Origin of the sequence: Streptomyces sp. CGMCC 4.7035 (assembly GCF_031583065.1) — a bacterium.
Taxonomy (GTDB): domain Bacteria; phylum Actinomycetota; class Actinomycetes; order Streptomycetales; family Streptomycetaceae; genus Streptomyces; species Streptomyces yaanensis.
Genome location: NZ_CP134053.1, coordinates 5284919 through 5310418, shown reverse-complemented (window position 1 = coordinate 5310418; position 25500 = coordinate 5284919). Strand labels below are relative to the sequence as shown.

The following is a 25500-nucleotide window of genomic DNA, read 5'->3' as shown; positions in this document are numbered from 1 at the left end:
CGAGGAGTTGAGCCGACCATGCAGTGTCCGAAGTGTCATGCGCCGATGCACACGTACAACCGCAACGGCGTCCAGATCGAGCAGTGCAGCGGCTGCCGCGGCATCTTCCTGGACTACGGGGAGCTGGAGGCGCTGACCCGCCTGGAGTCCCAGTGGGCGCAGCCCGCCCCGCCGCCCCCGCCCGCCCCGCAGGCCTACCCGGCCGCTCCCGCCTGGGGCGCCCCGCACGGCGGCCACGGCGGCCACCACGGAGGCCATGGCGATCACTACGGCCACCACCGTCACAAGAGCTTCGGCCACATGCTGTTCTCCAGCTGAGTTCGAGGCCACTGAGCCCACGAAGAAGCCCCCGGCCACAGGGCCGGGGGCTTCGGTGTGTGGACGATACTGGGATTGAACCAGTGACCTCTTCCGTGTCAGGGAAGCGCTCTCCCGCTGAGCTAATCGTCCTCGGGACCACGACCGCTCCGAGGAGACGGGCGTGGGTGCTGCGTGCGCGATACTGGGATTGAACCAGTGACCTCTTCCGTGTCAGGGAAGCGCTCTCCCGCTGAGCTAATCGCGCGGGGATCCTCGCAGATCATACAGACCCTTGTGGATCAGGTCCTCGCGGACCAGTGGACGATACTGGGATTGAACCAGTGACCTCTTCCGTGTCAGGGAAGCGCTCTCCCGCTGAGCTAATCGTCCTTGGAGGTGGAGACGGGATTTGAACCCGTGTAGACGGCTTTGCAGGCCGTTGCCTCGCCTCTCGGCCACTCCACCAGGAGTGCAGGGGCTCGGGAAGATCCCCTGGTTCCTTCGAGCGGACGACGAGGCTCGAACTCGCGACCTCAACCTTGGCAAGGTTGCGCTCTACCAACTGAGCTACGTCCGCTTGTCGTTTCGGTCCGCTCCCGCGTCCCGGCGACGTGTTGAACTCTAGCGGATTCCCGGGCCAGCACAAAAACGCGTTTGTGCAGCGTGCTGCCCTGTGCCCGCTCAAGGACATGGTCAGGACATGGTCAGGGCGTGGTCGGGGCTGCCGCGAGGACATGTCCGGGCCACCCGCGGGACACCGGCCATAGACTCGACTGCGTGCTCGACCTCCCTCCGCTCGCCCGTTTCGGCAACCGCGTCGCCACCGGTCTTCTCGATGTCACCAGCGACCCCGCGGCCCTCGACTCCACCGGTTTCTGGGCCGTCTGCGCGGACTACGAAGGGCGTCTGACCTGCGCCCGTTTCAGGGACGTACGAGAAGAACCCGTGCCCGCTCCCGTGCCGGGCCGATGGCGGGGACCGGCGGCCGATGACTGGACGTCCTCACTCGACCACGCCGCGTACACCGCGGGCGTGCGACGGATCCGCGAGCACATCGCGGCCGGCGAGGTCTATCAGGCGAACCTCTGCCGCGTGCTCTCCGCGCCGATCCAGCCCGGGACCGACGTGGACGCCCTGACCGCGCTGTTGGCACGCGGCAATCCGGCACCGTACGCAGGAACGATTCGTCTGCCGGAGCACGGAGTGGAGATCGCCACCGCGTCTCCCGAGCTCTTCCTACGGCGCGACGGCAGGCTCGTGGAGTCCGGCCCGATCAAGGGCACGGGGCGTACCGAGGCGGACCTCCTGGAGAAGGACTACGCCGAGAACGTGATGATCGTGGACCTGGTCCGCAACGACATCGGACGCGTCTGCGCCACCGGCAGTGTCACGGTCCCCGACCTGTGCGTGGTCGAGAAGCACCCCGGCCTGGTCCACCTCGTCTCCACCGTCCGCGGCGAGCTGCGCACCGACGCCGGCTGGCCCGATCTGCTCGCCGCGGCCTTCCCGCCGGGATCGGTCACCGGCGCGCCCAAGTCGAGCGCCCTGAGGATCATCGACGCCTTGGAGACGGCGCCGCGCGGTCCGTACTGCGGCGGTATCGGCTGGGTCGACGCCGACCGGCGCGTAGGCGAGCTGGCCGTGGGCATCCGTACGTTCTGGATCGACCGGACCGCCGGGGGCGCGGCGGTCCTGCGCTTCGGCACGGGCGCGGGCATCACCTGGGGATCCGACCCCGAGGGCGAGTGGCACGAGACCGAGCTGAAGGCCGCCCGGCTGCTCGCGGTAGCGTCGGGAGCGTACGAGGCGAGTGGAGGGACCCCTACGTGAAAATCTGGCTCGACGGTGGGCTGCAGGACATCGAGTCCGCCCGTGTCTCCGTCTTCGACCACGGACTGACCGTCGGCGACGGCATCTTCGAGACCGTCAAGGCCACGGACGGGCGGCTGTTCGCGCTGACCCGCCACCTCGACCGGCTCACCCGCTCGGCACGCGGCCTGGGCCTTCCGGACCCCGACCTCGACGAGGTCCGCCGCGCCTGCGCCGCCGTCCTGGAGGCCAACGCGATGCCGCTCGGACGCCTGCGCATCACCTACACCGGCGGCCATGGACCGCTCGGCTCCGACCGCGGCGAGCAGGGCCCGACCCTCGTGGTCGCCCTCGGCGAGACCACCCGGCGCCCCGACTCCACCGCCGTGATCACCGTGCCCTGGACCCGCAACGAACGCGGCGCGCTGACCGGCCTCAAGACGACGTCGTACGCCGAGAACGTGGTCGCCCTCGCCCGGGCCTCCCAACAGGGCGCCTCCGAGGCACTGTTCGCCAACACGGTCGGACAGCTCTGCGAGGGCACGGGGTCGAACGTCTTCGTCGTACTCGACGGCGAGATCCATACCCCGCCGCTCGCCTCCGGCTGTCTCGCGGGCATCACGCGCGCGCTCACCGTCGAGTGGACCGGCGCCAAGGAGACCGATCTGCCGCTGGACGTCCTGGAGCGCGCGGACGAGATATTCCTCACGTCCACGCTGCGGGACGTGCAGGCCGTGCACCGGGTCGACGACCGCGAACTGTCCGGCGCGCCCGGCCCCGTGACCGCCAAGGTCATGCGGATCTTCGACGAACGCTCCGGGGACGACCTCGATCCCTGAAAGCCACGGAAATTCGGCTGACCCGGGTCCGCGCGCCGGGTAGAACACCCCTGATGACCACGACCCTGCGGCCGACCGAGCCGCTTCAGCGCGCGTCCGACGGGACGCGTTCACGTCGCTATCAGGTGTGCGTGAACAGCCGTCCCGTGGGCGAGATACACCTCGGGACCTCTCCCCAGTTCGGCGACTCGGTGGCCCGGATCCTGGATCTGCGTATCGAGGAGCCGGACCGGCGGCGCGGCCGGGGCACGGTGGCCGCGCTCGCCGCGGAGGAGGTGGTGCGCGGCTGGGGCTGCCGGCGGATCGAGACCACCGTCCCCGCCGACGCCGAGGCGGCCCTGCGGCTGACCGAGGCGCTCGGCTACGTCCTCCGTAACCGCGGCATGGAGAAGCGGCTCGGCGAGGCCCCGCCCGAACTGCCCGCCGGCAGCCGCGCCCGACCCATGACGGAGGCCGAGTTCGACGCGTGGCAGGCGCATGGAGTGGAGCAGTACGCGCGCGACTGGATCGAGCGAGGCGTGCCGGAGGCCGAGGCGTACGCCAAGGCGCGGCGCGATCATGAGCAGCTTCTGCCGCAGGGGCTTGCCACCGAAGACATGCTGTTCAGTGTCCTGGAGCACGAGGGCACGCGGGTGGGCACCCTGTGGTTGGCGCTGCGCGGGGAGCAGGCCTTCGTCTTCGACGTGGAGGCCGACGCGGCCCACCGCGGCCGAGGGCACGGCCGCACGCTCATGCTGCTGGCGGAGATCCAGGCGGTCGCCGCCGGCAGACACGTCCTCGGGCTCAACGTGTTCGCGGGCAACACGCCGGCCGAGCGGCTGTATGAGTCCCTCGGTTACGAGACCACGCGGTACGCCCTGTACAAGCCGTTGCTTTGAAAGAGGTCTCCACGGGCTTCACGTGCCGCCCGTCCGACGGCATGTCCGGCAACCTCATTGTCGGACAACGCGATTCCGTCAAGACGCCCGGGCCCTCCGGGCCGCAGGGGCAAGGACGCCCTTCGCAAGGACGCCCTTCACCTCCCTCCTGAAGGATGGACGGAGGTGAAGGGGCAAGTGCTCGGTGGCGGCCGGACGCCGGAACGCGGCGACCGGGTCCACGAGCGCCCCGCGTATCAGGCCTCCTGCTCGGCCAGCAGCCGGTCCGCGATCTCCTCGATGCGCTCGCGCAGCCCCTCCTGGCTCTTGCCGCCGTCGAGTCGCTCACCGCCGATGACGTACGTCGGGGTGCCGGTCACGCCGATCGCCTTGCCCTCGGCATGATCGGCGTCGACGATCAGGATGTGCCGGCCGTCGATCAACGCCGTGTCGAACTCCTCCGCGTCCAGGCCGAGTTCACGGGCCACTTCGACCAGGAACGCCTCTCCCTTGCGGTCCAGCTCCTCGACCCGGCCGAGTACGGCCTCGACGTACGGCCAGCCCTGTCCCTGCTCCAGCGCTTCCTCGGCGGCCTGCGCGGCAGCGAAGGCATGCTGGTGCTTCTCCAGCGGGAAGTGCCGCAGCCGCAGCTCCAGCCGGTCGCCGTAGCGGGCGCGCAGGGCGCGCACGTCGTCCAGGGCACTGCGGCAGTCGGGGCACTGGAGTTCGCACCAGACGTCCAGGACGGGGGCGGCGGCGCGTGTGGGGGAGGAGTCACTCATGGTCACCAGTCTCCCAGCACCCGGACCGCGCCCCAAACGGGACCTCCACGGGCCGCGGTGGAGACATGACCGGGGTCTGTGAGGTCACGGGTGGAGGTTGGCCCGCACCCTGAGGAGGAGGCGACCCGGAGATGTCCCTGAGGTCCGGTCGGACCGTGGCATACCGGGCTCCGGGCGGTGCAGGATGGAAGGGACGAACCGACCTTGCCGACCGATCTCCGCCTGGAGGACCGGATGATTGCCGAGACAGTCTGTTCCGCCGTCTCCGCGGCCGGCCTGGGCATCGCCGCGGTCACGGCCTATCGCAAGCGTTTCCTCGCGGCGGCCCGCATCGCCGCGTACTCCCTCGTGCCCGTCGGCCTGGTGATGACGGGAATCGTGGGCTGGCTGGCCGACACGGCCTTCAGTCCTACGGCATGGGCGGGCTTCGGTCTGCTGGGCGCCGCCTGGCTGTTGTTCGCGACCACGCGGGCCGTGGAGCGCCGCAGCGGCGGGACCCGTAAGGAGCGCAAGGCGGCGAAGGCCGCGCAGCGCGAGGCGGCGGCTCCCTCGGCTTCCACCGCCTCCGCGCCCGCGCTGGGTGCCGGGGGCCACCCGGCCGTCCGGCCCACGGCCACGCCCCGCGCGGCCGACTCGAAGGACGACTTCAGCGACATCGAGGCCATCCTCAAGAAGCACGGCATATGACGACCTGAAACGACACAGCGGTCGGCCGGGGGGCGCACGGTGATCAAAAGGGGGCGCACTCCGAGATCACCTTCATTCCGCACGCCGTGGATATTGGCGAACTCCCCGACATTCCGGGCGTGTTGATCGCGTGGCGGGTATCGGCTGGGCCATCATCGCCGCGAGATGCTGGACACAACCCAGAGCGACACCGCTGCTCCTCCCGAGGAGCGTCGGGGTTGTCTCTTCGCGCTCTCCCAGCCACCGCTGATGATCTTCCTTGCGGTGATCGGCTGCCTGCTGCTCATGGCATCACTGCACGACCTGCTGATGCTCTGAGCCGTATGCGGAGCCCCTGGCGCCACCCGCCGAGGGCTCCGTCAGCCCCACCGCCGGATCGCGACGACAGGGTGTCCACGCCGTTCCGCCGCCCGGTCACAAGAACGGGGCACCGGCGCTGCCCCACGGGTCGGGGCACCGCCGCTGTCCAACGGGGCGGCGCTCCGGCGCTGTCCAGCGGGGCGGCGCTCCGGCCGGCGGCCGGGCGGTTCCTCAGCCCGCCGCTTCCTTGCGGCGCGCCCGGTATGCGGCGACATGGAGACGGTTTCCGCAGGTGCGGCTGTCGCAGTAGCGGCGGGAGCGGTTGCGGGAGAGATCGACGAAGGCGCGTCGGCAGTCGGGCGCCTCGCATCGGCGCAGCCTCTCCTGCTCCCCGGCCACCACGAAGAACGCCAGGGCCATCCCGCAGTCCGCGGCGATGTGATCGGCGACGGAGGCGCCGGGCGCAAAGTAGTGCACATGCCAGTCGTAGCCGTCGTGGTCGGTCAGCCGGGGCGTGGTGCCCGCCGCCGCGACCAGCTCGTTGATCAGCCCGGCCGCGGTCCGGGCGTCCGTTGCCGCGAAGACCGCGCCGAACCGCCCGCGGATCGCGCGTACCGCCGAGAGGTCGAGCTCCGAGAGGATGCCGACATCGCTCAGATCGTGCTCGCGCGCGAAATCGTCGAGTGCGGCGACATCCGGGAGCCCGTCCGTCTCCTCGCCCTCGGGTGTGGTGTTCACCAGATCCACCACGAGGTCGAGCGCGCACCGGGTGTCGTGGGTGATCAGCACGTGTCGCTCCCTGGCCTGGGGGGTCGGGCGGGCGCCCGCCGATGCTGGCCGAGCCTAGCGGCTTACCGCCGCCACGGGACCGCCGCAGACCGAGCAGGGACCGCCTCATGACGATCGCACGGCCTCCGCGACACCCGAGGAAGCGCGCCCATCACCCCTTGGGCCGATTTCCTCACTCTCCGTGCACGCATCAGCGCCGCCTCCGCGTGGGCTCGCGGTGACGGCGCCCGGGTGTGCCGTATGCAGTTGTCCTGGCCCGAGCCGTCTCCCCGAGTGGACGGCGCCGGGCGGCTTGAGGGGTCTCTCGTTAGCTCTCGGCCAGAATGTGGGAGAGCTCCGTATCGAGATCGAAATGGCGATGTTCCGTGCCCGGGGGCACGGCTGCGTCCGTCCGCTTCAGGAACGATTCCAGGGCCCGCGCCGGGGCCTCCAGCAGGGCTTCGCCCTCCGGGGAGCTCAGGGCGATGCATACGACGCCCTGACCGTGGCTGCGGGACGGCCAGACGCGGACGTCGCCGGTCCCGGTGGGCCGGTGCAGGCCCTCTGCGAGGAGGTCGCGGGCGAACACCCACTCGACGGTCTCCTCGGCTCCGGTGTGGAAGGTGGCGTGCACGGCATAGGGATCGGCCGTGTCATACCGCAGTCCCGCGGGTACAGGCAGTGAGGACTCGCTCGACACAACGAGGCGCAGGTGCAGCTCGCAGCTGACCGTGGTGTTCATAAGCGCCAAGGCCTTTCGCTCAGTGTGCGCTCGGGGATTCGCACGTCGGCGAAATCGACATGCCACCTACGGTGCCGTTGTAAACCCCTCTGAGTGTTTTGCCTGTCTTTACGTAGCTCATCCGGCCGAGACACCGTTCGTACGGTGCGGCCATTCCAGTGAGTGGTTTCTCTCGGGTAGGGTTTGGCCGTATGAATACGGGGAGTGACGAACGGGGCGACGTCGCCATGATCGCGGAGGAAACCAAGCCCGAGCGGGAGCTCGGTTCCAGGGCGCCTGAATTCATCAGGGCGCGACGGGCGCTGCATCTCAGCTGGCAGGTGGGCGTTTTCGTCGTCGGCCTCGCGGTGGTCGTCGCGGGTGTGATCATGCTTCCGCTCCCCGGTCCGGGCTGGCTGGTGATCTTCGGCGGCATGGCGATCTGGGCGACGGAGTTCGTCTGGGCCCAGCTGGTACTGCGCTGGACGAAGCGCAAGGTGACCGAGGCGACCCAGCGTGTGCTCGACCCCAAGGTGCGTCGCCGCAACATCATCCTGACGACGGTCGGTCTGACGATCGTGGCCGTGCTCGCCGGTGTCTACGTCTGGAAGTTCGGGTTCGCGATGCCCTGGAACATCGAGGACCAGTGATCCAGTACGTGGTCGGGGGCACCCCCTGACATGGGGTAATGTTCTTCCTGCGCCCGGGCGATTAGCTCAGCGGGAGAGCGCTTCGTTCACACCGAAGAGGTCACTGGTTCGATCCCAGTATCGCCCACAGGATTCGAGGGCGGCGTGTGCTCACGGACAACGGGAGCCGCGCCGCCCTCGTCTCGTACATGCCCCCGCACGGCACGTGACGGGGGCTTCGCCGTTCCTGTGGTCACCGAGAGAGCCGCTGGTCACGACCGCCCTTCCGGGGAGTCCGGGGAGGCAGACGCCGGGCGCCTTGGTCATGGGGCCGAGTTTGTCATGCGGTCGAGCGTGGACCGACCACCCGGCGGGGGAGCGAGCACTGCTCGTCCCTCGTGCTCGCGCATGATCGCGTACCGCGCCTCCCCGTATCCAAGCCGATAGCCGGACCGACGGCTGGTGACAGGCGGGTGGAGCCTTCGGTGGCTCTCGGTGTCCGGGTGCATGGGTGGTGCCGGCCGAGTCGAGCGTTCGTGCCTGACTCCAGCAGCGGCCGGCGCGGGCGTCTGCCTTCAGCCCCCGCCCCCGTCGCCTGCCCCTTGCCCCGCCCCGCACCCCGTCAACCTTCCGTGCGGACCGGGCAAGTGCGCCCCTGGCTCCCCGGCCTGCGCATTCTTCGCCCCTCGCGCTCCACCACCACCCTCCGCCCCCGCCCGTGCCGCCCAACGCTGTCCCAGCAATTCCTGTCCGAATCATTGACGCGCCCGGAGGGCCTCCGTACCTTGTGCCAGCAAGCGCTTACTTGAAACGATTCACGATGGCTGACGCACTGTCACGGGAAGGCCCGATCATGCGTGAGAACGGGAAAGTTGAGCGACGGACGGTCCTGAAGGCGGCCGGTGCCTCGGTGGCGGCGCTGGGGCTGGCCACGGCGACCGGTTGCGGTGGGAACAGTGGCGCGGGGAACGGGACGGTCACCATCCGCTACGCCTGGTGGGGCGCCGACGAGCGCGCGAAGAGGATCAACCAGTCCATCAAGCTCTTCGAAAAGAAGTACCCGAAGATCAAGGTGAAGACGGACTTCCAGGATTACGTCGCGTTCTGGGAGAAGTTCCAGACCCAGGCGGCAGGCGGAAATCCCCCGGACGTATTCCAGAACGCCGTCGGATTTCTTCGGAAGTACGACAAGAGAGGTGTTCTGCTCGACCTCAAGTCCCAGGTGGACGCCGGGAATTTGAGCCTGGACAACTTCCGGGAGGGCGTCACCAAGGTCGGAGAGGCCGACGGAAAGCAGCTCGGCGTCCCCGTCGGCTCCAACACCATGGCGCTCGTCATCGACAAAAAGGTCTTCGACAAGGCGGGCATCGAGCCGCACACGGGCTGGACCTGGGACGACTACTTCAAGGCGCTGAAGACCATCAAGGACAAGACCGGGATCCCCGGCGACACCGGCTACTTCAGCATCATGTACCTCTACGACCTCTACCTCCGGCAGAACGGCAAGGCGTTCTTCACCAAGGACGGACTCGGCTTCGACCAGTCCGATCTGACGGAGTGGTGGACGGACGGCTACAGCCGCGTGAAGGCCGGCATCATCACCGACCCGAAGCGGGTCGAGCAGGACAAACCCAAGTCCTCGGTCACCGCGGGCCACGGGGCCTCGGAGTTCACCTGGGACAACTTCACCGTCCGTTACACCGCCGAGGGCACCAGCACCTACGGCCTCGCGCCGATCCCGACGACCGACGGAAAGCAGACCGGCCAGTACCTCGCCTCGCTGATGCTGAGCGCCTCGGCCCGCACCGCGCACCCCAAGGAGGTCGCCCAGTTCATCGACTTCATGGTCCACGACCCGGAGGTCGGCAAGATCATGGGCTACGACCGCGGGATCCTGGCGAGCAAGGAGCAGTACGCGGCGTTCAAGCCGACCGACGAGGTCAACAAGGAGATCGCGCAGTACGAGGACGACACCGCCAAGGCGGGTGTCCTGGGCACGATCACCCCGCACCCGGCCGGTGCCGACACCGTCGAGTCCGCCTTCCTGCGGATCGGCGGCGACATGTCCCAGGGCAAGACCAAGGTCTCCGACGCGGTCAAGCAGTTCTTCTCCGAGGCGCAGTCCGCCTTCTCCGCCTGATGGGAACCGCCGTGACGCTCGTCAAGGACTCTCCGGCGAACGCCCCGGAGATACGTTCCACCGCCCCCGCCACCGCAAAGCGGCGGGGGCGCCGGGAGAACCTCGCCGGCTATCTGTTCATGTCCCCTTGGATCGCGGGCTTCCTTCTGCTCACCGCGGGCCCGATGGTGGCGTCCCTCTACTTCGCCTTCACCGACTACAACCTCTTCAATTCACCGAAGTGGGTCGGTCTCGACAACTTCACCAAGATGTTGGACGACCCGCGGTGGCAGAAGTCCGTGGAGGTGACGGCCAAGTACGTCGTCATCGGTACGCCGCTGAAGCTGCTCCTCGCCCTCGGCGTGGCCCTGCTCCTCGCCCAGAGCCGCCGAGGGCAGGCCTTCTACCGGGCCGCCTTCTACGCCCCCTCGCTCATCGGCGCGAGCGTCTCGGTCGGCTTCGTCTGGCGTGCCCTGTTCTCCGACGACGCGATCGTGGACCGTACACAGTCGGTCTTCGGACTGAACGTGGGCGGCTGGGTCGGCAACCCCGACTGGGTGCTGTACAGCCTGGTCGCCCTCACGGTGTGGCAGTTCGGCGCGCCCATGGTGATCTTCCTGGCCGGACTCAAGCAGGTACCGAAGGAGCTGTACGAGGCCGCCGAGGTCGACGGTGCCGGACCGCTCAGACGGTTCTGGAGCATCACCCTGCCGATGATTTCCCCCGTCCTCTTCTTCAACGTCCTCCTGGAGACCATTCACTCCTTCCAGATCTTCGGTTCGGCGTACGTCGTCTCGAACGCCACCTGCGGACCGGCCGACGCCACGCTCGTCTACACCTGCTACCTGTACAACAAGGGCTTCAAGGAGGCCCAGATGGGCTTCGCCTCCGCGATGGCCTGGATGCTGCTGCTCGCCGTGGCCCTGGTGACGGCCGTCCTGTTCTGGTCGCAGAAGCGATGGGTGCACTACGAGGAGGACGCCCGATGAGCACCACCGCGACCAAGTCCGTCACCGGCGGCACCACCGAACTCCTGGCCGTCGGCCGTAGGCGAACCGGCTCCCTCGCCTGGCACCTCGGCGCCCTGGCCGTCCTCGCGGTCGTCCTCTATCCGGTCGTCTGGGTCATCGGCGCCTCGTTCAAACCGAGCAAGGACATCATCGGCAGCCTGGACCTGTTCCCGGGGAAACCCATCCTGGCCAACTTCAAGGGCCTGGCCGACGGCATCGCCGACATCTCCATCCTCACCTTCTTCCAGAACTCCCTCTTCTACGCGCTCGGTGCGGTCGTCGGCATCCTCGTCTCCTGCTCACTGACCGCGTACGCCTTCGCGCGCATCCGCTTCGCCGGGCGGAACCTGCTGTTCTCGCTGATGATCGGCACGCTCCTGCTGCCGTACCACGTGCTGCTCATCCCGCAGTACGTGATGTTCCAGAAGCTGGAGCTGATCAACACCTATGTGCCGCTGCTGATCGGCAAGTACCTGGCCACGGAGGCGTTCTTCGTCTTCCTGATGGTGCAGTTCATGCGGAACCTGCCGAGGGAACTGGACGAGGCGGCGCGCCTCGACGGCTGCGGGCACTTCCGGATCTACTGGTCGATCGTGCTGCCGCTGTGCCGGCCGGCCCTCATCACCAGCGCGATCTTCACGTTCATCAACGCCTGGAACGACTTCATGGGCCCGCTGATCTACCTCAACGAGCCGAGCAAGTACACCGTGTCGCTCGGCATGATGATGTTCCGCGACCAGGAGGGCGTCGCGAACTACGGCGGCATGATCGCGATGTCCCTGGTCGCGCTGCTGCCCGTGCTGCTCTTCTTCCTCGCCTTCCAGCGCTACCTCATCGACGGCATGGCGACGTCCGGACTGAAGGGCTGACATGGCCACCGATCACGCCCGCCCGAAGGCCCGCCGCGAGTCGCTCCTGGCCGAGAGGTTCGCCCTCTTCGCCGAGTCTCTGCTCACCGGCGTCTGGATCGCCCTGGCCTCCCTGCCGCTGCTCACCTACCCCGCCGCCTTCGCCGCCGGCGCCCGGCACCTTCGTCGGCGCACGGCTCACGAGGGCGGCGGATGGCGGGAGTTCGCCGCGGACTTCCGGGCGGCAGCACGCCGGGGATGGCTCGTCGGGCTCGCCGGGTGGGTGGTGGCGGTCGCCGTCCGGGTGGACGTCCAGGCCGTGCGCGCCGGGCTGCCCGGTGGGCCGCTCGTCGGCGCCGTGGGCCTGTGCGCCCTGATCGGCGCGGCCGTCGCCGGGCTGCGCGCGGCGGCGGCCTGGACTCCGGGTGACTCCTGGCGCGTCCTGCTCGCCGCGGCCGGGCGCCGTACCGTCCTCGACCCGGCCGGATCCTTCCTCCTCGCCGGCGGACTGGCCCTGGTGGTCTGTTCGGCCTGGTTCATCGCGCCGCTCGCGATCCCCGTCCTGGGAGCCGTGGCGGCGGCCGCCGTCGCCGTCGAGGAGCGCCACCGGAGCAGCTGAGCGGACCGGCACATCCCCATCAGGTCGGCGCCCCGGCGTCGTACCTCTCTCTGTCATGCCCCTGACTTCCTTGCACCACCCGCACGGAAAGGAAAGGCCATGTCTCCCATCCCCGCAGGTCCGATCGCCGCCCAGCCCAATGGGTTCGTACAGGGCAGCGGGCTGTACGACCTCGACACGGGCAGGTTCGCGATCGCGTCCGCGCCCGTCGTCTCGGTCTCGCACCTGTCGGCGGTCTTCGGGCTGGGCGAACTGTGCGCCGAACTGATCGACCTGGTCGACGTGCCCGGGTTCAAGGAGGCATATCTCGACTACTGCCGCTACCGGGATTCATTCGCAGTGCACCGGCGTTCACGCCGGTGGTGAAGCGAATCTGGACGCGGCGACGCGGAGCGTCGCCGAATCGTTCCGGCGGAGCAGGATTCGGCTGATCCGTCCCGGGCTGTCAGTGACTGGTGTTAGCGTCCGGATCGTGCAGCTTCGGTATGCCTTCCGTCTCGACCCGACACCCGGTCAGCGCAGCGCGCTGGCCCGGGCGTTCGGGTGCGCGCGGGTGGTGTACAACGACGCGATCGCGGCGCGGGAGCGGGCGGCAGGGGAGGCGTTCCCCACCGCGGCGGTGCTGTCGAGGACGCTGGTCACCGAGGCGAAGAAGACCCGCGAGCGGCACTGGCTGGGCGAGGTGTCGGCGGTGGTGCTGCAGCAGTCCCTGCGGGACGCGGAGAGCGCCTGGCGGAACTTCTTCTCCTCCCTGAAGGGAGCCCGCAACGGGGCGCGGGTAGGGGCGCCCCACTTCAAGTCCCGCAAGGACGAACGGCAGTCGGTCCGGTTCACCGCGAACGCGCGCTGGAAGATCACCGGGACCGGGAGGCTGTTGCTGCCGAAGGTCGGCGAGGTGAAAGTACGCTGGTCGCGGGCTCTTCCCTCGATCCCCTCCAGCGTCACGGTCATCAAGGACGCAGCCGGGCGATACTTCGCCTCCTTCGTCATCGACACCGACCCGGAGCAGGACCGGACCCGCTTCCGCGAGCCGGACCCCGACAGCGCTGTCGGGATTGACCTGGGCCTGACCCACTTCGCTGTCCTGTCCGACGGCACGAAGATCGACTCCCCGCGGTTCTTGCGCCGGGCCGAGAAGAAACTGAAGAAGGCCCAGCGGGAATTGTCCCGCAAGCAGAAGGGATCGAAGAACCGGGCCAAGGCCCGCCTGAAGGTCGCCCGCGCCCACGCGCAGGTAACTGACGCGCGCCGCGAGTTCCACCACCAGCTCTCCACCAGGCTGATCCGCGAGAATCAAGCGGTCGCGGTGGAGGACCTGGCGGTCTGCGGACTGGCGCGCACCCGGCTGGCCAAGAGCGTGCATGATGCGGGCTGGTCCCGGTTCGTGGGCATGCTGGAGTACAAGGCGAAGCGGTACGGCCGGACCTTCGTGAAGGTCGGCCGGTTCGAGCCCACCAGCCAGGTGTGCTCCACCTGCGGCCACCGCGATGGTCCCAAACACCTCGACGTGCGGGAATGGACCTGCACGGCCTGCGGCACCCTCCACGACCGGGACCACAACGCCGCGATCAACGTCAAACACGCCGCCGGACTGGCGGTGACAGCCTGCGGAGCGCCGGTAAGACCAGAACATGTTCCGGCACAGCGCGACGAAACAGGAAGCCACGGAAGCCCGCCCGATGCCCGTGCCGCGTAGCGGCACAGCACCGAGCGAGCAGGCCAGAGTCTCCCTCCTTCAGGAGGGAGAGCAAGTCAATTCAACGCCACCAAGGCCGACCAGAAGGCGCGGTACGGCTCCGACTTCGGCTCCCTGCTGCTGTTCCAGGGCCACTCGCGCCTCGACGCGTACGCGGCCGTGCAGACCGGGGACGCCACGCTCGCCAAGCGGGCCTGGACGAAGTCCTACAGCTCCGACGGCTACACGGAGTCCTCGCCCTGGAAGACGACGGAGGTGAGCGGCCCGGTCACCCTCGTCCCGGGCAGCGAGGCCAACTGGGTGTACACCAACGACACCGCGCTGTACGGCCTCGCCGCCATCGAGAACCTGGCGCTGCTGGGGGACAGGATGCCGTAACCGTCCCCTCAGACACACGGTCTCAGCGCATCCGCCCCAGCACCTCCCGCGCCCGCCGGACGTCCCGGATCCGCTGCTCGTAGGTCGCGCCGAGCGCGAGGAGCAGCAGCCCGGCGAGCGCGGGAGGCAGCCACCGGGGCAGCGCGCCCGCCAACTGGACCAGGTAGGGGGCGAGTTCGTGCAGCGCGACCAGGACGAGCACGCTCCCGCCGAGGACGAGCGGCGCCCGCAGTCGGTGGCGGGCGCCCAGCAGGGTCAGGGCGAGGGCCGCGGTGCCGAGCAGCAGCGGGCGCGGCCAGTCGGCGTCGCCCCACGTCGTGAGCAGGCTCGGCACGAGCGTGACCGAGAGCCCGGGACCGTAGGCCGTCCAGGACGAGGCCAGCGGGTCCCGGCGCCGCCGGACGAACCCCACGACCAGCGCCGGAACGGTCACCGGCAGGGTGTACGCCTCCGGGGCGCCGACGGCCCAGGACCCGAGTCGAACCCAGGTGGCCAGCACGAACAGCGCGGCGGCCGCGTATCCGGCCTGACGGCGGTCCGCGCGCACGGCGGTGCCCGCGGCGATCACCCCGCACAGGGCCAGCACGAGCGCCAGCACCGGGCCGTCGGTGACGGCGAGCCCGATCGCCACGAGGGCCGCCACCGCGCCCGTGACCTCGACCGTCACCGCGATCCGCGCGACCCGCGCCGCCAGCAGGGCCGCGATCGCGGGGACGACCAGGACCAGCAACGCGGTGTGCGCGGCCGGCCAGGATGCCGCGGCACCCACCGCACAGGCCAGGCCCGTGGCAGCGGCCGGCGATGCACTCGCCCCGACGGCGGTCAGACGCCGATGCGCGGCGGCCACCGCGAAGATCACCGTCAGCGCCGCGAGCACCGCCAGGGTCGCGCCCTGGGAGGCGAGCGAGAGGAGGGCGAGACCGGCCGCGGTGAGGAGGGAGAGCAGGACGGCGGTGAGGGAGAGCGGCGCCCGACGCGCGCACGCCGCCACGGCCAGCGTCGCCACAGCCGTCAGTCCCTGGGCGAACAGTCCCATGACATAAGGGAGTTCCAGCGTGGCGGGGAGCACGAGCGCGGTCGCCCATGCCAGAGCCACGGCAACCGTCATGGCCTGGACCCGCCAGACCGTGGTGGCGCGGGCCACTCCGGCCAGAACAGCCGCGACGAGCGCGAGCACCAGCGGCACGGTCGCCGCGTCCGGCGGCCAGGGCGCCCAGACCGTCACGGCGGCGCGCAGGTCCGAAGGGGGCCCGGACCAGACGTGTTCCAGCCGGCCGATCGGCCCCAGCAGGGTGACGAGCAACAGAGGCAGCGCCCACACCACCGCCAGGGTCTGCACGGAACCCGACGCCCAGGCCAAGCCGCGCCGCACGGGCTCCGGCAACGGGCCACGCACGGCCGCGAGCAACGCGACACCGCAGGCCAGATAACCGGGCACCGCCCATATCCCGGGCAGCGACGCGCGCGGAACACCACCGAGGGCCGCGACCAGGAGCAGCCCACCGGTCACCGCGGCGCCGACGGCGAGGCCCGGCTTCGCGGCCCGCCATGCGACGCCCAGCGCGATCGCCGCAGCGAGGACGAGGAGCGCCGCCGCACGGGCGGCGGCGCTCGGACCGGTGGCCTCCCAGGAGAGCCGGCCGGCCGCCAATGCGCCCCAGCCGCCCATGCCGTACGCGCCGACGGCGGCGGCTACGCGTACGGACATCAGGGCCGTCCTCAGCGCGACAACCGTGTCGAACGCGGCCGTCAGCAGCAGCGCGGCCGTGACCCCGTACGAGCCCGCGCCGGCCGCGACCGCCCACAGGGGCAGGGGGAGTTGGGCGGCGGCCAGGGCGGCCGGAAGCGGGATACGCAGGGAACCGAGCGCCCTGCCGTACGCACACCACACCCCGGCCAGGACGGCGGCCGCGGCGGCCGCGTACCCGGTGCCGTCGGTCGCCGTCAGCGCCACCTCGTGCAGTGCGTACGCGTCGAGCACCGTCAGCGCCAGGCCCAGGCCCGCCACCGTCTCGGCCGTGGAGCGGAGCCCGCGCCCCAGGAGCGGTACGGGCGCGCCGAGTGCCGCCACGGTCACCGCGCCCAGCACCAGCGACCGCCCGGCGATCCCCAGGTGCCCCCAACTGACCAGCGTGAACGCGATCGCGGCGATGGTCAGCAGGGCGCCCCCGAGGACCAGGAGCACGTTCTGCACGCGGGGTGCGGTGGTCTCGGGCCGGCGGGGGGCCGGGGGAGCGGGCGGGAAGGCCGGCTGGAGGCGGCCGATCAGCTGGGCGCGGCGCGCCAGCAACTGGGCGCGGCGGGCGTCGAGTTGCCACAGCTCGGCGTCGAGGATCCGCAACTCCTCGGCCGGGGGCGGGACGTGGGTCATGCTGGGGAGTGTGGCGCGCGTCACGGCCACGGGGCATGAGTCCGCGTACTCAGGGCCGTACTCAGATCACGCACGGCGATGGCCCCCACCGGCAGACTCGGCACATGGACTGGAACCATTACCGCTTCCGCAGCCTGTGGCCGCTGCCCGTCCCGCCCGCCCGCGTGTACGCCGCGCTGGAGCGGGCCGAGGACTATCCCCGGTGGTGGCCCCAGGTCCGCGCGGTGAACCGGCTCGGTGACACGACCGCCGTGATCATCATCCGCTCCGTGCTGCCGTACGCCATGACCTTCACGGCACGGGAGACGCGGCACGACCCCGCCACCGGCGTGCTGGAGATCGCGATGTCCGGCGACATCGAAGGCTGGGCCCGCTGGACGGTCACCGCGGCCGGTACGGGGACCCTCGCCCGCTACGACCAGGTGGTCGCTGTGAACAAGCCGCTGCTCAGGCGGTTCGCCGTGCCGGGACGTCCGGTCTTCCGGGCCAACCACCGGCTCATGATGCGGGCCGGGCGGCGGGGACTCGTGGCGTACCTGGAGGCGGATTGAGGGCGACCGTCTCGAAGCGGTTTGAAGGGAACCCGCCGGGACCTGTATTGTTCAGTGCGTTCCCGGGCGATTAGCTCAGTGGGAGAGCGCTTCGTTCACACCGAAGAGGTCACTGGTTCGAACCCAGTATCGCCCACCGGGAAAGAGCCGGTTCGCAGCAGCGGACCGGCTCTTTTGATGCCACGGGGGGCGTCTTGGGCACGGGACAGGGCAAGGGGAGACCCGGAGTTGGCGCGGAAGCGCGTCGGCGCAGGGTCCGCAGCCTGATCGGAATCTTCCTTCTCACGCTGGTGCTGGCCGGTGCCGTGGCGGTGGCCCGGGCCGGAGCCAACACCGAACGGGTCACCACGATGTGGGTCGGCGCGCGGATCGCCGCCGACGGCAGCGCCCGGATCACCGAGGTCATCGACTACGACTTCGGCCACGACGGCACCACCAAGCACGGCATCTACCGTGACCTGCCGGACCTGCCCTACGACGAGGAAGCGGCCGAGGTCGCCGTCACCCTGGACGGTGCCCGCGTCCCCTGGGAACTGACGACGGGCGACTACTACCTCGAACCGAACGGCCACCGCGAGATCGCCACCCGCATCAAGGTGGGCGACCCCGGCCGCTCCGTCAACGGCCTGCACCGTTACCGCGTCCAGTACACGCTCCAGGGTGTCGTGAGGAAGGGCCGTCTCGCCTGGAACGCGGTGGGCACCGGTTGGCGGATCGACCGGTCCCGCGTCGAGATCCACGTCGTGGCCCCGTACGCGCTCACCGGCCCGCGCTGCGTGCACGGCACCGACGGCTCCCACAAGAGCTGCACGGTCGAGTCGGCCGGGCCCGGACAGCTGACCGTCACGCTCGACCGGCTCAAGGGCAAGGAAGGGCTCACCCTGTACGCCTCGCGCGGGCAGGGCTCCACCGGTCAGGCCGCCCTGCCCGCCCCGCCCACCGGCACGGCTGTGGGTACGAGCTTGACGTACCCGGGACGCGTGGCCCTCTCTGCCGCAGGCCTTGCCCTGGCCGCTGCCGCCCTGACGATCGGACTGCTGCGGTTCGTCGGCCGTGACCCTGCGGCGCCGGAGGGAGCCGACGGAACACCGGCAACGGACGGATCGAGCCCCACGCCCCCGCAGGGACTGGGCCCGGCCCAGGGCGGCATCCTGCTCGCCGAGAGGGTCGAGCCCCAGCACCAGGTCGCCTGGCTGCTCGGCGCCGCAGCCGACGGCCACCTCACCATCTCAGGCACGGACCGGGCCCCAACCCTGCGACGCCGTACCAACGGCGCCGGACCGGCCGACCCGGTCACCCGGGAGGTCCTGCGTTACATCTTCGCGGGCCGCGGACAGGTCACCCTCGGCGGGTACGACTCTTCCTTCCGGACGGGCTGGCAGGCGCTCACCCGCCACCTGGAGGAATGGCGGGACGACTCCGGCCTGTGGGACCCGGCCGCCGTACGCCGCGCCCGCGCCGCACGGCCCACCGGCATCGTCGCCACCCTGCTCGGCCTCGTCACCACCGTGGTGGGCGCCGTCCTCGGGGGCGGCCGCCACCCGGCCGGAGAGCCGGTACTCGTCGTCGGTGCGATCGTCTTCGGGGCCGGCCTCGCGCTGTGGCTCCGCTCCTGGGAACTGAACCGCCGCACCCCCGAGGGCAGCGCCCAGCGGCTCCGCACCGAGGCCTTCCGGCGTTACCTCGCCGACCCCTCTGCCTTCCCCGACCAGGAACCGCTCGACGACGACCAGGTCCGCCTCTACACGGCATGGGCGGCCGCCTTCGGGCTGGGCTCCAGATGGCGGCAGGCACTTGAGGCCTCCGCGGTCGCCACCCGGTACCGTTCCTCGCCGGCGGTCCGGTTCGGGCCCGCACAGGCCGTCGGACTCCTCTACGCCGCCCGGGTCTCGCACACGGCGCCCTCCTCCAGCAGCTCCAGCGGCTCCAGCAGCTCGGGAAGCTTCGGCGGGGGCGGCTCCGACGGCGGCGTCGGCGGCGGAGCCGGAGGCGGCGGAGGCGGCTCCTGGTGAACTGCCGTGCCCGGCGCGGGAACTACGCCGCCGCGGGCAACTCCGGCCGCAGCGGCCACGCCGGGTCCACGGACTCCTCCGTACCGCTGCGCGCGAACCACGCCTGCAGCCCGCGCGCCTGCGCCGCGTGCCACACCGCCTGAAGGGTGTGCAGCTCGGCCGGCGTCAGCCGTTCCAGACGGGCCGCGAAACGGCGCCCCACCGCCCGTACGACCTCCATCGCGGCCAGCGCGTCCGCCGCCGCGTCATGCGCCCCCTCCAGCACGACCTCGTAGTGGGCGCACAGATCGGTGAGTGTGCGGCGGCCCTTGCGGTAGCGGTCAAGGTGCTTGTCGAGGACCCGCGGGTCGAGCACGCACAGCGGCGCCGACACGAACCAGCGGTCCAGCGAGGACGCACGATGCCGGCGCAACTCCCGGTCCAGGAGCGTCAGATCGAACGGCGCGTTCATCACCACCAGCGGCCGGCCCCGAGTGGCCTGCTCGCCCAGCTCCTTGGCTATCTCCTCCATCACCGGCGACGGCCAGCGGCCGTTGCGCTGCAGATGATCCTCCGTCAGCCCGTGCACCGCCGTCGCCTCGGCGGGCACCGGCACCCCCGGGTTCACCAGCCAGCGGCTCACCCGCGGCCGGGTACCGGGCGCGTCCTGGACGACGACGGCGGCCGACACGATGCGGTCGGTCTCGACGTCCACGCCCGTGGTCTCTGTGTCGAAGGCGGCCAGAGGCCCCTCGTACCAGCATGTCATGCGAACTCAACCCCTCGTTCACCCATGGCAGCTGACGCACCGTCTTCTGCCCGTTTGGTGATACCCGGGCTGTTTGCGCCGTACGCCGGAAGGAGACAACAGGAGTACGGGTCTTTGCAGTTCAGGGCCTGTGCGGGGATTCGACTTCGCCTGGAAGGCTGTTTGGTCATGGTGATAGCGCAGCCCGAGCGGGGCGGGCTGCTGCCCGAGCGGACGGCACCCCATCGCGGCACACTCGCCACCACCGCGTGCATGGAGACACTGCAGGTGGGCTATCTGCACGCGGTCGCCGCGGCGGCCGGCTGCTCGCTCTCGCAGCCCTTTCCGGACAACGGCATCGACTGGCACGTCAGCCACAGCGCCCCGGGCCACACGGTCGACGACGAGGTCACCATCAAGGTGCAGCTCAAGTGCACCTACCAGATACCGCCCAACCCGGCAGGACCCTTCTTCTCCTTCACGCTCGACAACGACCACCTGGCGAAGCTCGCCCGCACCCCGGTCTCGGTCCACAAGATCCTGGTCGTGATGATCGTCCCCCGGGCGCAGGACGACTGGCTGCGCGCGAGCCACGACCGCCTCGACCTGCGCCACTGCTGCTACTGGGTCAACCTCGCCGGACACCCGATCACGGGCCGGCGCCGGACCACCGTGCGCGTCCCCACCTCGCGCATCTTCGACGACCGCGCGCTCTGCGAGATCATGACCCGGGTCGGAACGGGAGGCAGACCGTGACACACCGCCCCCTCGACGAGGCGGCCCGCACCGTCCGGCCCCACCCGGTCGAGCCACTGTGGACCCAGCCGCCCCCGCCCGACCAGGTCGACCCCGCCGTGCTCAGCGCCCTCCTGCGCCGCCACGGCTGGCAGCGCCGCGGCGGCGCCGCCGGACGCTACGGCCGGTGGACCCCGCCGGGACCGGGCGGCAGCGGTACGAGCCTGCTCGTGCCGGAGAGCCGCGCCTTCCCCGACAGCGACGACCTGCTCGGCGAGGCCCTCCTCGCGCTCTCCCGCAGCGGCTCGCCCTCGGCCCGCGACGTGCTGACCGGGCTCGCCGTGCCCAGCGACGAGATCCACTGGTGGCGCGACGTGCCGACGGGACCCTCGGGCGCGGCGCCTTGGGTCGTCGAGGACCAGCTGCGCACCGCCGCCCGCCGAATGCTCCTGGCGGGCGCGCTCGCCACACGCGCGCGTGCCGGCTACTACGGCGCCCGGCACCGCGGGAGCGCTGCCGCGTCCCTGGAGAACATCCTGGTCGGCGCGGCCCCCGGCGGCCGCACGCTCACCGCCTTCGTGCCCGTCCCGACGGGCCGGCCGCTCGCCGTACGCCTGCACCAGGCGCTGTACGCGGTCCGGGAGGCCATCGACTACCAGCGGGCCACCGGTGGCATGGACGCCTTCGACGCGGCCGTCGCGGCGGGCGTGAGCCACGAGCTGACCGAGGCGCTGGTCGCCCTGGTGCGCGGGTCCGAGGGCGCCCGCATCGCCGTCGAATGGGCGCCCTCGGCCACAGTCCCCGAGGGCGGTGCGACGCCCGTCGAGCCGGTCGAGTTCTCGCCGGGCGACCTGCCGGCGCTGCGCGCGGCCGGGGCGCGCTATCTGCGCGAGGAGCCGTCCGTGCCGGTGTCGATCACGGGGGCCGTCGTCCGGCTGCGCAGGTCGGGGCCCCGCGGCGAGGGCAGCGTACGGATGAGGGTCATCGCCGGGGCCGAGGTGCCGCACGTACGGATGACGCTCGACGAGGAGTCGTACCGGATCGCGGGCCACGCCCACCTCGTCGGACTGCCGGTGCGGGTGCACGGGCGGCTGGAGAGCCGGGGCGGCTTCCGGCGCCTCACGGGCGCCTCCGGGGTGGCGCCGGTACGGGTCGACGACGCCGAGCGGGACCGGCTGATGAAGTCGATCCAGGAGAACTCGACGGACGCGGACTTCTTCGGAGAGGCATGCGACGGGGACTGACGGTGACCGTTTCGCGGAGGGTGGCCGAGGGTCGGTACGATCCGGTAGTGCGCGCGCTCCAGGTATGGCGCCGCATCCACCAGCAGTCAGGAGAGACCGGTGTCAGACGTCCGTGTGATCATCCAACGCGATTCCGAGCGGGAAGAGCGCGTGGTGACGACGGGCACTACGGCCGCCGAGCTCTTCGCCGGCGAGCGCTCGATCATCGCCGCGCGCGTGGCCGGTGAGCTGAAGGACCTCTCGTACGAGGTGCGGGACGGCGAGACCGTCGAGGGCGTGGAGATCTCCTCCGAGGACGGCCTGGGCATCCTGCGCCACTCCACCGCGCACGTGATGGCCCAGGCCGTGCAGGAGCTGTTCCCCGAGGCCAAGCTGGGCATCGGCCCGCCGGTCAAGGACGGCTTCTACTACGACTTCGACGTCGAGAAGCCGTTCACGCCCGAGGATCTCAAGGCCATCGAGAAGAAGATGCAGGAGATCCAGAAGCGCGGCCAGCGCTTCGCCCGCCGCGTGGTCACCGACGAGGCCGCCCGCGAGGAGCTCGCGAAGGAGCCCTACAAGCTGGAGCTGATCGGCCTCAAGGGCTCGGCATCCAGCGACGACGGCGCGGACGTCGAGGTCGGCGCCGGCGAGCTGACGATCTACGACAACCTGGACGCCAAGACCGGCGAGCTGTGCTGGAAGGACCTCTGCCGCGGTCCCCACCTGCCCTCCACCCGGAACATCCCGGCGTTCAAGCTGATGCGCAACGCGGCCGCCTACTGGCGCGGCAGCGAGAAGAACCCGATGCTCCAGCGCATCTACGGCACCGCCTGGCCGTCCAAGGACGAGCTGAAGGCGTACCTGGACTTCCTCGCCGAGGCCGAGAAGCGCGACCACCGCAAGCTGGGCAACGAGCTGGACCTGTTCTCCATCCCGGAGCAGATCGGTTCCGGCCTCGCCGTCTTCCACCCCAAGGGCGGCATCGTCCGCAGGGTGATGGAGGACTACTCGCGGCGCCGCCACGAGGAAGAGGGCTACGAGTTCGTCTACACCCCGCACGCGACGAAGGGGAAGCTCTTCGAGACGTCGGGCCACCTGGACTGGTACGCCGAGGGCATGTACCCGCCCATGCAGCTCGACGAGGGCGTGGACTACTACCTCAAGCCCATGAACTGCCCGATGCACAACCTGATCTTCGACGCGCGCGGCCGCTCCTACCGTGAGCTCCCGCTGCGCCTGTTCGAGTTCGGGACCGTGTACCGGTACGAGAAGTCGGGCGTCGTGCACGGCCTGACCCGCGCCCGCGGCTTCACCCAGGACGACGCGCACATCTACTGCACGCGCGAGCAGATGTCGGAGGAGCTCGACAAGACGCTCACCTTCGTGCTGGGGCTGCTGCGCGACTACGGTCTGACCGACTTCTACCTGGAGCTGTCCACCAAGGACCCGGAGAAGTTCGTCGGCTCGGACGAGGTCTGGGAGGAGGCCACCGAGACCCTCCGCCAGGTCGCCGAGAAGCAGGGCCTCCCGCTGGTCCCGGACCCGGGCGGCGCGGCCTTCTACGGCCCGAAGATCTCGGTCCAGGCGAAGGACGCCATCGGCCGCACCTGGCAGATGTCGACGATCCAGCTCGACTTCAACCTGCCGGAGCGCTTCGACCTGGAATACACGGGCCCCGACGGTTCGAAGCAGCGTCCGGTCATGATCCACCGCGCCCTCTTCGGCTCGATCGAGCGCTTCTTCGCGGTGCTTCTTGAGCACTACGCGGGCGCGTTCCCGGCGTGGCTGGCCCCGGTGCAGGCGGTCGGCATCCCGATCGGCGACGCGCACGTGGAGTACCTGGAGAAGTTCGCCGCGGAGGCCCGGAAGAAGGGGCTGCGCGTCGAGGTGGACTCCTCCTCGGACCGCATGCAGAAGAAGATCCGCAACGCCCAGAAGCAGAAGGTGCCCTTCATGGTCATCGCGGGCGACGAGGACATGTCGGCCGGTTCGGTCTCGTTCCGCTTCCGGGACGGTTCGCAGGAGAACGGCATCCCGTTCGACGAGGCCATCGCGAAGATCGTGAAGGTCGTCGAGGAGCGGGAGCAGGTCTGACCCGCACATGAGGGAGGGCCCTTGGGGAGTTCAGCTCCCCGGGGGCCCTCCGGCGTCTCCTGCGGCGTCGTCCCGGAGCGCGAACCGCTGCATCAGCCACGACGAGAACGAGCCCGTCACCGCGCCCAGCAGGGCCAGGCCGCAGCCCATCAGGACCACCGCGATCAGCCGCCCCAGCGGCGTGACCGGGGCGACGTCGCCGTAGCCCACGGTCGACAGGGTGGACGCCGCCCACCACAGCGAGTCGCCGAACGTGCGGATCGTCGCGTGCGGGTCCCTGTGCTCGTAGTGGTACACGGAAAGGGCGGAGGCGAAGCCGAGCAGCGTGGACGACAGGCCCGCGTACAGCATCACCCGCCCCTGGAGGGACATCTGGGGCTGCCCGGGCATGCGCCGCTGCCAGGCGTCGTAGACCCGCACGACGCGTACCGGCCGCAGGAGCGGCAGCAGCACGACCACCGAGTCCAGCAGGTGCCGGTGGACGAAGCGCAGCCCCTGGCCGCTCAGACGCCAGCGCACCGCGTAGTCGACGACGAACAGCGACCACGTCGCGTACGCGACCGCCAGGCACAGATCGCGCACCGGCTGGGGCAGCCCCTCGCCCAGGACCCGCACCGCGTACGAGACCAGAAAGAGCAGTGAGGCCACCCCGAGCGGGACCCCTGCCCGCAGCTCCCAACGGGCCGTACGGCTGTCGTCGTCCATCGGCCCAGCTTCGCCCCGGACGGTTTTGCCCGAGCCCCGCCGACACGCCGCGAACGGGCGAAGCCATATGCTGCACATCATGACGAGTGAGCCGGAGCAGCAGATCGGAGTGGGGACGCAGGACGCGTTCCAGCGCCTGTGGACGCCCCACCGGATGGCGTACATCCAGGGCGAGAACAAGCCGACCGGTCCGGGAGCCGACGACGGCTGCCCGTTCTGCTCCATCCCGGCCAAGTCCGACGAGGACGGGCTGATCGTCAAGCGCGGGGAGCAGGTGTACGCCGTCCTCAACCTGTACCCGTACAACGGCGGCCACCTGATGGTCGTGCCCTACCGCCACGTCGCCGACTACACGGACCTCACCGAGCCGGAGACCGCGGAACTCGCCGAGCTGACCAAGCAGGCGATGACCGCCCTGCGCACGGCCTCCGGGGCCCACGGCTTCAACATCGGCATGAACCAGGGCACGGTCGCCGGCGCGGGCATCGCCGCCCACCTGCACCAGCACATCGTCCCGCGCTGGGGCGGCGACACGAACTTCATGCCGGTGGTGGGCCACACGAAGGTACTGCCGCAGCTGCTGGCCGACACGAGGAAGATGCTGGCGGAGGCCTGGCCTGCCTAGCTGCGGGCAGTCGTGCCGCTGGGGCGATGGGGGTCCCCCGCGCGAGCGAAGCCGAGCGTGGGGGAGGGTGGGCGCAGCGGCACCGGTCAGCG

The 25500-nt window shown here is 70.5% G+C and carries 24 protein-coding genes, 7 tRNA genes and 2 pseudogenes; 22 read left to right on the top strand and 11 right to left on the bottom strand.

Going from position 1 to position 25500, the window contains the following annotated elements:
- Window positions 1-18: 18 nt before the first annotated feature.
- Window positions 19-318, top strand: coding sequence for a TFIIB-type zinc ribbon-containing protein (locus Q2K21_RS23155; protein ID WP_310774755.1), 300 nt, complete (start codon window positions 19-21; stop codon window positions 316-318).
- A gap of 60 nt (window positions 319-378) precedes the next feature.
- Here the strand turns inward: Q2K21_RS23155 and Q2K21_RS23150 are convergent.
- From Q2K21_RS23150 to Q2K21_RS23130, 5 genes are all read right to left on the bottom strand, one after another.
- Window positions 379-450, bottom strand: a tRNA-Val gene (locus Q2K21_RS23150).
- 43 nt (window positions 451-493) lie between these two features.
- Window positions 494-565, bottom strand: a tRNA-Val gene (locus Q2K21_RS23145).
- Window positions 566-618: 53 nt separating this feature from the next.
- Window positions 619-690 (bottom strand) — tRNA-Val (locus tag Q2K21_RS23140).
- 1 nt (window position 691) lies between these two features.
- Window positions 692-765, bottom strand: a tRNA-Cys gene (locus Q2K21_RS23135).
- Between the two features lie 39 nt (window positions 766-804).
- Window positions 805-877 (bottom strand) — tRNA-Gly (locus Q2K21_RS23130).
- Between the two features lie 200 nt (window positions 878-1077).
- Here Q2K21_RS23130 and Q2K21_RS23125 point away from each other — a divergent pair.
- Genes Q2K21_RS23125 through Q2K21_RS23115 form a run of 3 tightly spaced genes read left to right on the top strand, consistent with a single transcriptional unit; the run spans window position 1078 to window position 3826 of the window.
- Window positions 1078-2130: a chorismate-binding protein gene (locus Q2K21_RS23125; RefSeq protein ID WP_310774754.1), complete on the top strand. Its 1053-nt coding sequence runs from the start codon at window positions 1078-1080 to the stop codon at window positions 2128-2130.
- Window positions 2127-2948 (top strand): aminotransferase class IV, encoded by an 822-nt coding sequence (locus Q2K21_RS23120; protein WP_310774753.1) that lies wholly within the window; start codon window positions 2127-2129, stop codon window positions 2946-2948. The genes Q2K21_RS23125 and Q2K21_RS23120 overlap by 4 nt, the downstream gene beginning before the upstream one ends.
- Before the next feature lie 53 nt (window positions 2949-3001).
- A complete protein-coding gene (locus Q2K21_RS23115; protein ID WP_310774752.1) occupies window positions 3002-3826 on the top strand; it encodes a GNAT family N-acetyltransferase in 825 nt (274 codons plus the stop codon).
- A gap of 236 nt (window positions 3827-4062) precedes the next feature.
- Here the strand turns inward: Q2K21_RS23115 and Q2K21_RS23110 are convergent, their stop codons facing one another.
- Window positions 4063-4587: a DsbA family protein gene (locus tag Q2K21_RS23110; protein ID WP_310774751.1), complete on the bottom strand. Its 525-nt coding sequence runs from the start codon at window positions 4585-4587 to the stop codon at window positions 4063-4065.
- Between the two features lie 234 nt (window positions 4588-4821).
- Between Q2K21_RS23110 and Q2K21_RS23105 the strand changes: the two genes are divergently transcribed.
- Together Q2K21_RS23105 and Q2K21_RS23100 are read left to right on the top strand one after the other, a co-directional pair.
- On the top strand, window positions 4822-5274 hold the full coding sequence (locus Q2K21_RS23105; RefSeq protein WP_310774750.1) for a hypothetical protein: 453 nt from the start codon (window positions 4822-4824) through the stop codon (window positions 5272-5274).
- A 165-nt stretch (window positions 5275-5439) separates the two neighbouring features.
- A complete protein-coding gene (locus Q2K21_RS23100; RefSeq protein WP_189785967.1) occupies window positions 5440-5592 on the top strand; it encodes a hypothetical protein in 153 nt (50 codons plus the stop codon).
- 213 nt (window positions 5593-5805) lie between these two features.
- On the opposite strand, the gene Q2K21_RS23095 is transcribed toward Q2K21_RS23100, so the two are convergent.
- Both Q2K21_RS23095 and Q2K21_RS23090 read right to left on the bottom strand, forming a co-directional pair.
- Window positions 5806-6363 (bottom strand): CGNR zinc finger domain-containing protein, encoded by a 558-nt coding sequence (locus tag Q2K21_RS23095; RefSeq protein WP_310774749.1) that lies wholly within the window; start codon window positions 6361-6363, stop codon window positions 5806-5808.
- A gap of 307 nt (window positions 6364-6670) precedes the next feature.
- A complete protein-coding gene (locus Q2K21_RS23090) occupies window positions 6671-7084 on the bottom strand; it encodes an SsgA family sporulation/cell division regulator (RefSeq protein WP_003959770.1) in 414 nt (137 codons plus the stop codon).
- Between the two features lie 191 nt (window positions 7085-7275).
- On the opposite strand from Q2K21_RS23090, the gene Q2K21_RS23085 reads away from it, so the two are divergent.
- The 9 genes and pseudogenes from Q2K21_RS23085 to Q2K21_RS23045 all read left to right on the top strand — a co-directional run.
- Window positions 7276-7713: a TIGR02611 family protein gene (locus Q2K21_RS23085; RefSeq protein ID WP_310774421.1), complete on the top strand. Its 438-nt coding sequence runs from the start codon at window positions 7276-7278 to the stop codon at window positions 7711-7713.
- A gap of 55 nt (window positions 7714-7768) precedes the next feature.
- A tRNA-Val gene (locus Q2K21_RS23080) sits at window positions 7769-7840 on the top strand.
- A gap of 705 nt (window positions 7841-8545) precedes the next feature.
- The gene (locus Q2K21_RS23075) at window positions 8546-9832 is read left to right on the top strand and encodes an ABC transporter substrate-binding protein (RefSeq protein ID WP_310774419.1); all 1287 of its coding nucleotides are present in this window, start codon (window positions 8546-8548) and stop codon (window positions 9830-9832) included.
- Window positions 9832-10800 carry a carbohydrate ABC transporter permease gene (locus Q2K21_RS23070; protein WP_386276166.1) on the top strand — a complete coding sequence of 323 codons (969 nt, stop codon included), beginning with the start codon at window positions 9832-9834 and terminating at the stop codon, window positions 10798-10800. Before Q2K21_RS23075 ends, Q2K21_RS23070 begins: the two co-directional genes overlap by 1 nt.
- The gene (locus Q2K21_RS23065) at window positions 10797-11690 is read left to right on the top strand and encodes a carbohydrate ABC transporter permease (RefSeq protein ID WP_310774418.1); all 894 of its coding nucleotides are present in this window, start codon (window positions 10797-10799) and stop codon (window positions 11688-11690) included. The genes Q2K21_RS23070 and Q2K21_RS23065 overlap by 4 nt, the downstream gene beginning before the upstream one ends.
- Window position 11691: 1 nt before the next feature.
- A complete protein-coding gene (locus tag Q2K21_RS23060; RefSeq protein WP_310774416.1) occupies window positions 11692-12288 on the top strand; it encodes a hypothetical protein in 597 nt (198 codons plus the stop codon).
- A gap of 75 nt (window positions 12289-12363) precedes the next feature.
- A pseudogene (locus Q2K21_RS23055) lies at window positions 12364-12645 on the top strand (exo-rhamnogalacturonan lyase family protein); the annotation flags it as partial.
- A gap of 115 nt (window positions 12646-12760) precedes the next feature.
- Window positions 12761-13984, top strand: coding sequence for an RNA-guided endonuclease InsQ/TnpB family protein (locus Q2K21_RS23050; protein ID WP_310774414.1), 1224 nt, complete (start codon window positions 12761-12763; stop codon window positions 13982-13984).
- Window positions 13985-14044: 60 nt separating this feature from the next.
- A pseudogene (locus Q2K21_RS23045) lies at window positions 14045-14362 on the top strand (exo-rhamnogalacturonan lyase family protein); the annotation flags it as partial.
- 22 nt (window positions 14363-14384) lie between these two features.
- Here Q2K21_RS23045 and Q2K21_RS23040 read toward each other — a convergent pair.
- Window positions 14385-16733: an SCO7613 C-terminal domain-containing membrane protein gene (locus Q2K21_RS23040; protein ID WP_310774412.1), complete on the bottom strand. Its 2349-nt coding sequence runs from the start codon at window positions 16731-16733 to the stop codon at window positions 14385-14387.
- 104 nt (window positions 16734-16837) lie between these two features.
- Between Q2K21_RS23040 and Q2K21_RS23035 the strand changes: the two genes are divergently transcribed.
- The 3 genes from Q2K21_RS23035 (at window position 16838) to Q2K21_RS23025 (ending at window position 19296) form a co-directional block, all read left to right on the top strand.
- Window positions 16838-17284, top strand: coding sequence for an SRPBCC family protein (locus tag Q2K21_RS23035; protein WP_310774410.1), 447 nt, complete (start codon window positions 16838-16840; stop codon window positions 17282-17284).
- Between the two features lie 64 nt (window positions 17285-17348).
- Window positions 17349-17420 (top strand) — tRNA-Val (locus Q2K21_RS23030).
- 154 nt (window positions 17421-17574) lie between these two features.
- Window positions 17575-19296: a DUF2207 domain-containing protein gene (locus tag Q2K21_RS23025; RefSeq protein ID WP_310774408.1), complete on the top strand. Its 1722-nt coding sequence runs from the start codon at window positions 17575-17577 to the stop codon at window positions 19294-19296.
- Window positions 19297-19318: 22 nt separating this feature from the next.
- On the opposite strand, the gene Q2K21_RS23020 is transcribed toward Q2K21_RS23025, so the two are convergent.
- Window positions 19319-20044 carry a 3'-5' exonuclease gene (locus Q2K21_RS23020; RefSeq protein ID WP_310774406.1) on the bottom strand — a complete coding sequence of 242 codons (726 nt, stop codon included), beginning with the start codon at window positions 20042-20044 and terminating at the stop codon, window positions 19319-19321.
- A 168-nt stretch (window positions 20045-20212) separates the two neighbouring features.
- Here Q2K21_RS23020 and Q2K21_RS23015 point away from each other — a divergent pair, with 168 nt between their 5' ends.
- The 3 genes from Q2K21_RS23015 to thrS all read left to right on the top strand — a co-directional run bounded on the left by Q2K21_RS23015 (window position 20213) and on the right by thrS (window position 24078).
- Window positions 20213-20779: a DUF4365 domain-containing protein gene (locus tag Q2K21_RS23015; protein WP_310774404.1), complete on the top strand. Its 567-nt coding sequence runs from the start codon at window positions 20213-20215 to the stop codon at window positions 20777-20779.
- Complete coding sequence (locus Q2K21_RS23010; protein ID WP_310774402.1) at window positions 20776-22002, top strand: hypothetical protein; 1227 nt, start codon at window positions 20776-20778, stop codon at window positions 22000-22002. The genes Q2K21_RS23015 and Q2K21_RS23010 overlap by 4 nt, the downstream gene beginning before the upstream one ends.
- Window positions 22003-22101: 99 nt before the next feature.
- The gene (thrS, locus tag Q2K21_RS23005; protein WP_310774400.1) at window positions 22102-24078 is read left to right on the top strand and encodes a threonine--tRNA ligase; all 1977 of its coding nucleotides are present in this window, start codon (window positions 22102-22104) and stop codon (window positions 24076-24078) included.
- Window positions 24079-24108: 30 nt separating this feature from the next.
- On the opposite strand, the gene Q2K21_RS23000 is transcribed toward thrS, so the two are convergent.
- The gene (locus Q2K21_RS23000; protein WP_310774397.1) at window positions 24109-24783 is read right to left on the bottom strand and encodes a potassium channel family protein; all 675 of its coding nucleotides are present in this window, start codon (window positions 24781-24783) and stop codon (window positions 24109-24111) included.
- A 67-nt stretch (window positions 24784-24850) separates the two neighbouring features.
- Here Q2K21_RS23000 and Q2K21_RS22995 point away from each other — a divergent pair, with 67 nt between their 5' ends.
- On the top strand, window positions 24851-25408 hold the full coding sequence (locus Q2K21_RS22995; protein WP_310774395.1) for an HIT family protein: 558 nt from the start codon (window positions 24851-24853) through the stop codon (window positions 25406-25408).
- The last annotated feature ends 92 nt before the right edge of the window (window positions 25409-25500 follow it).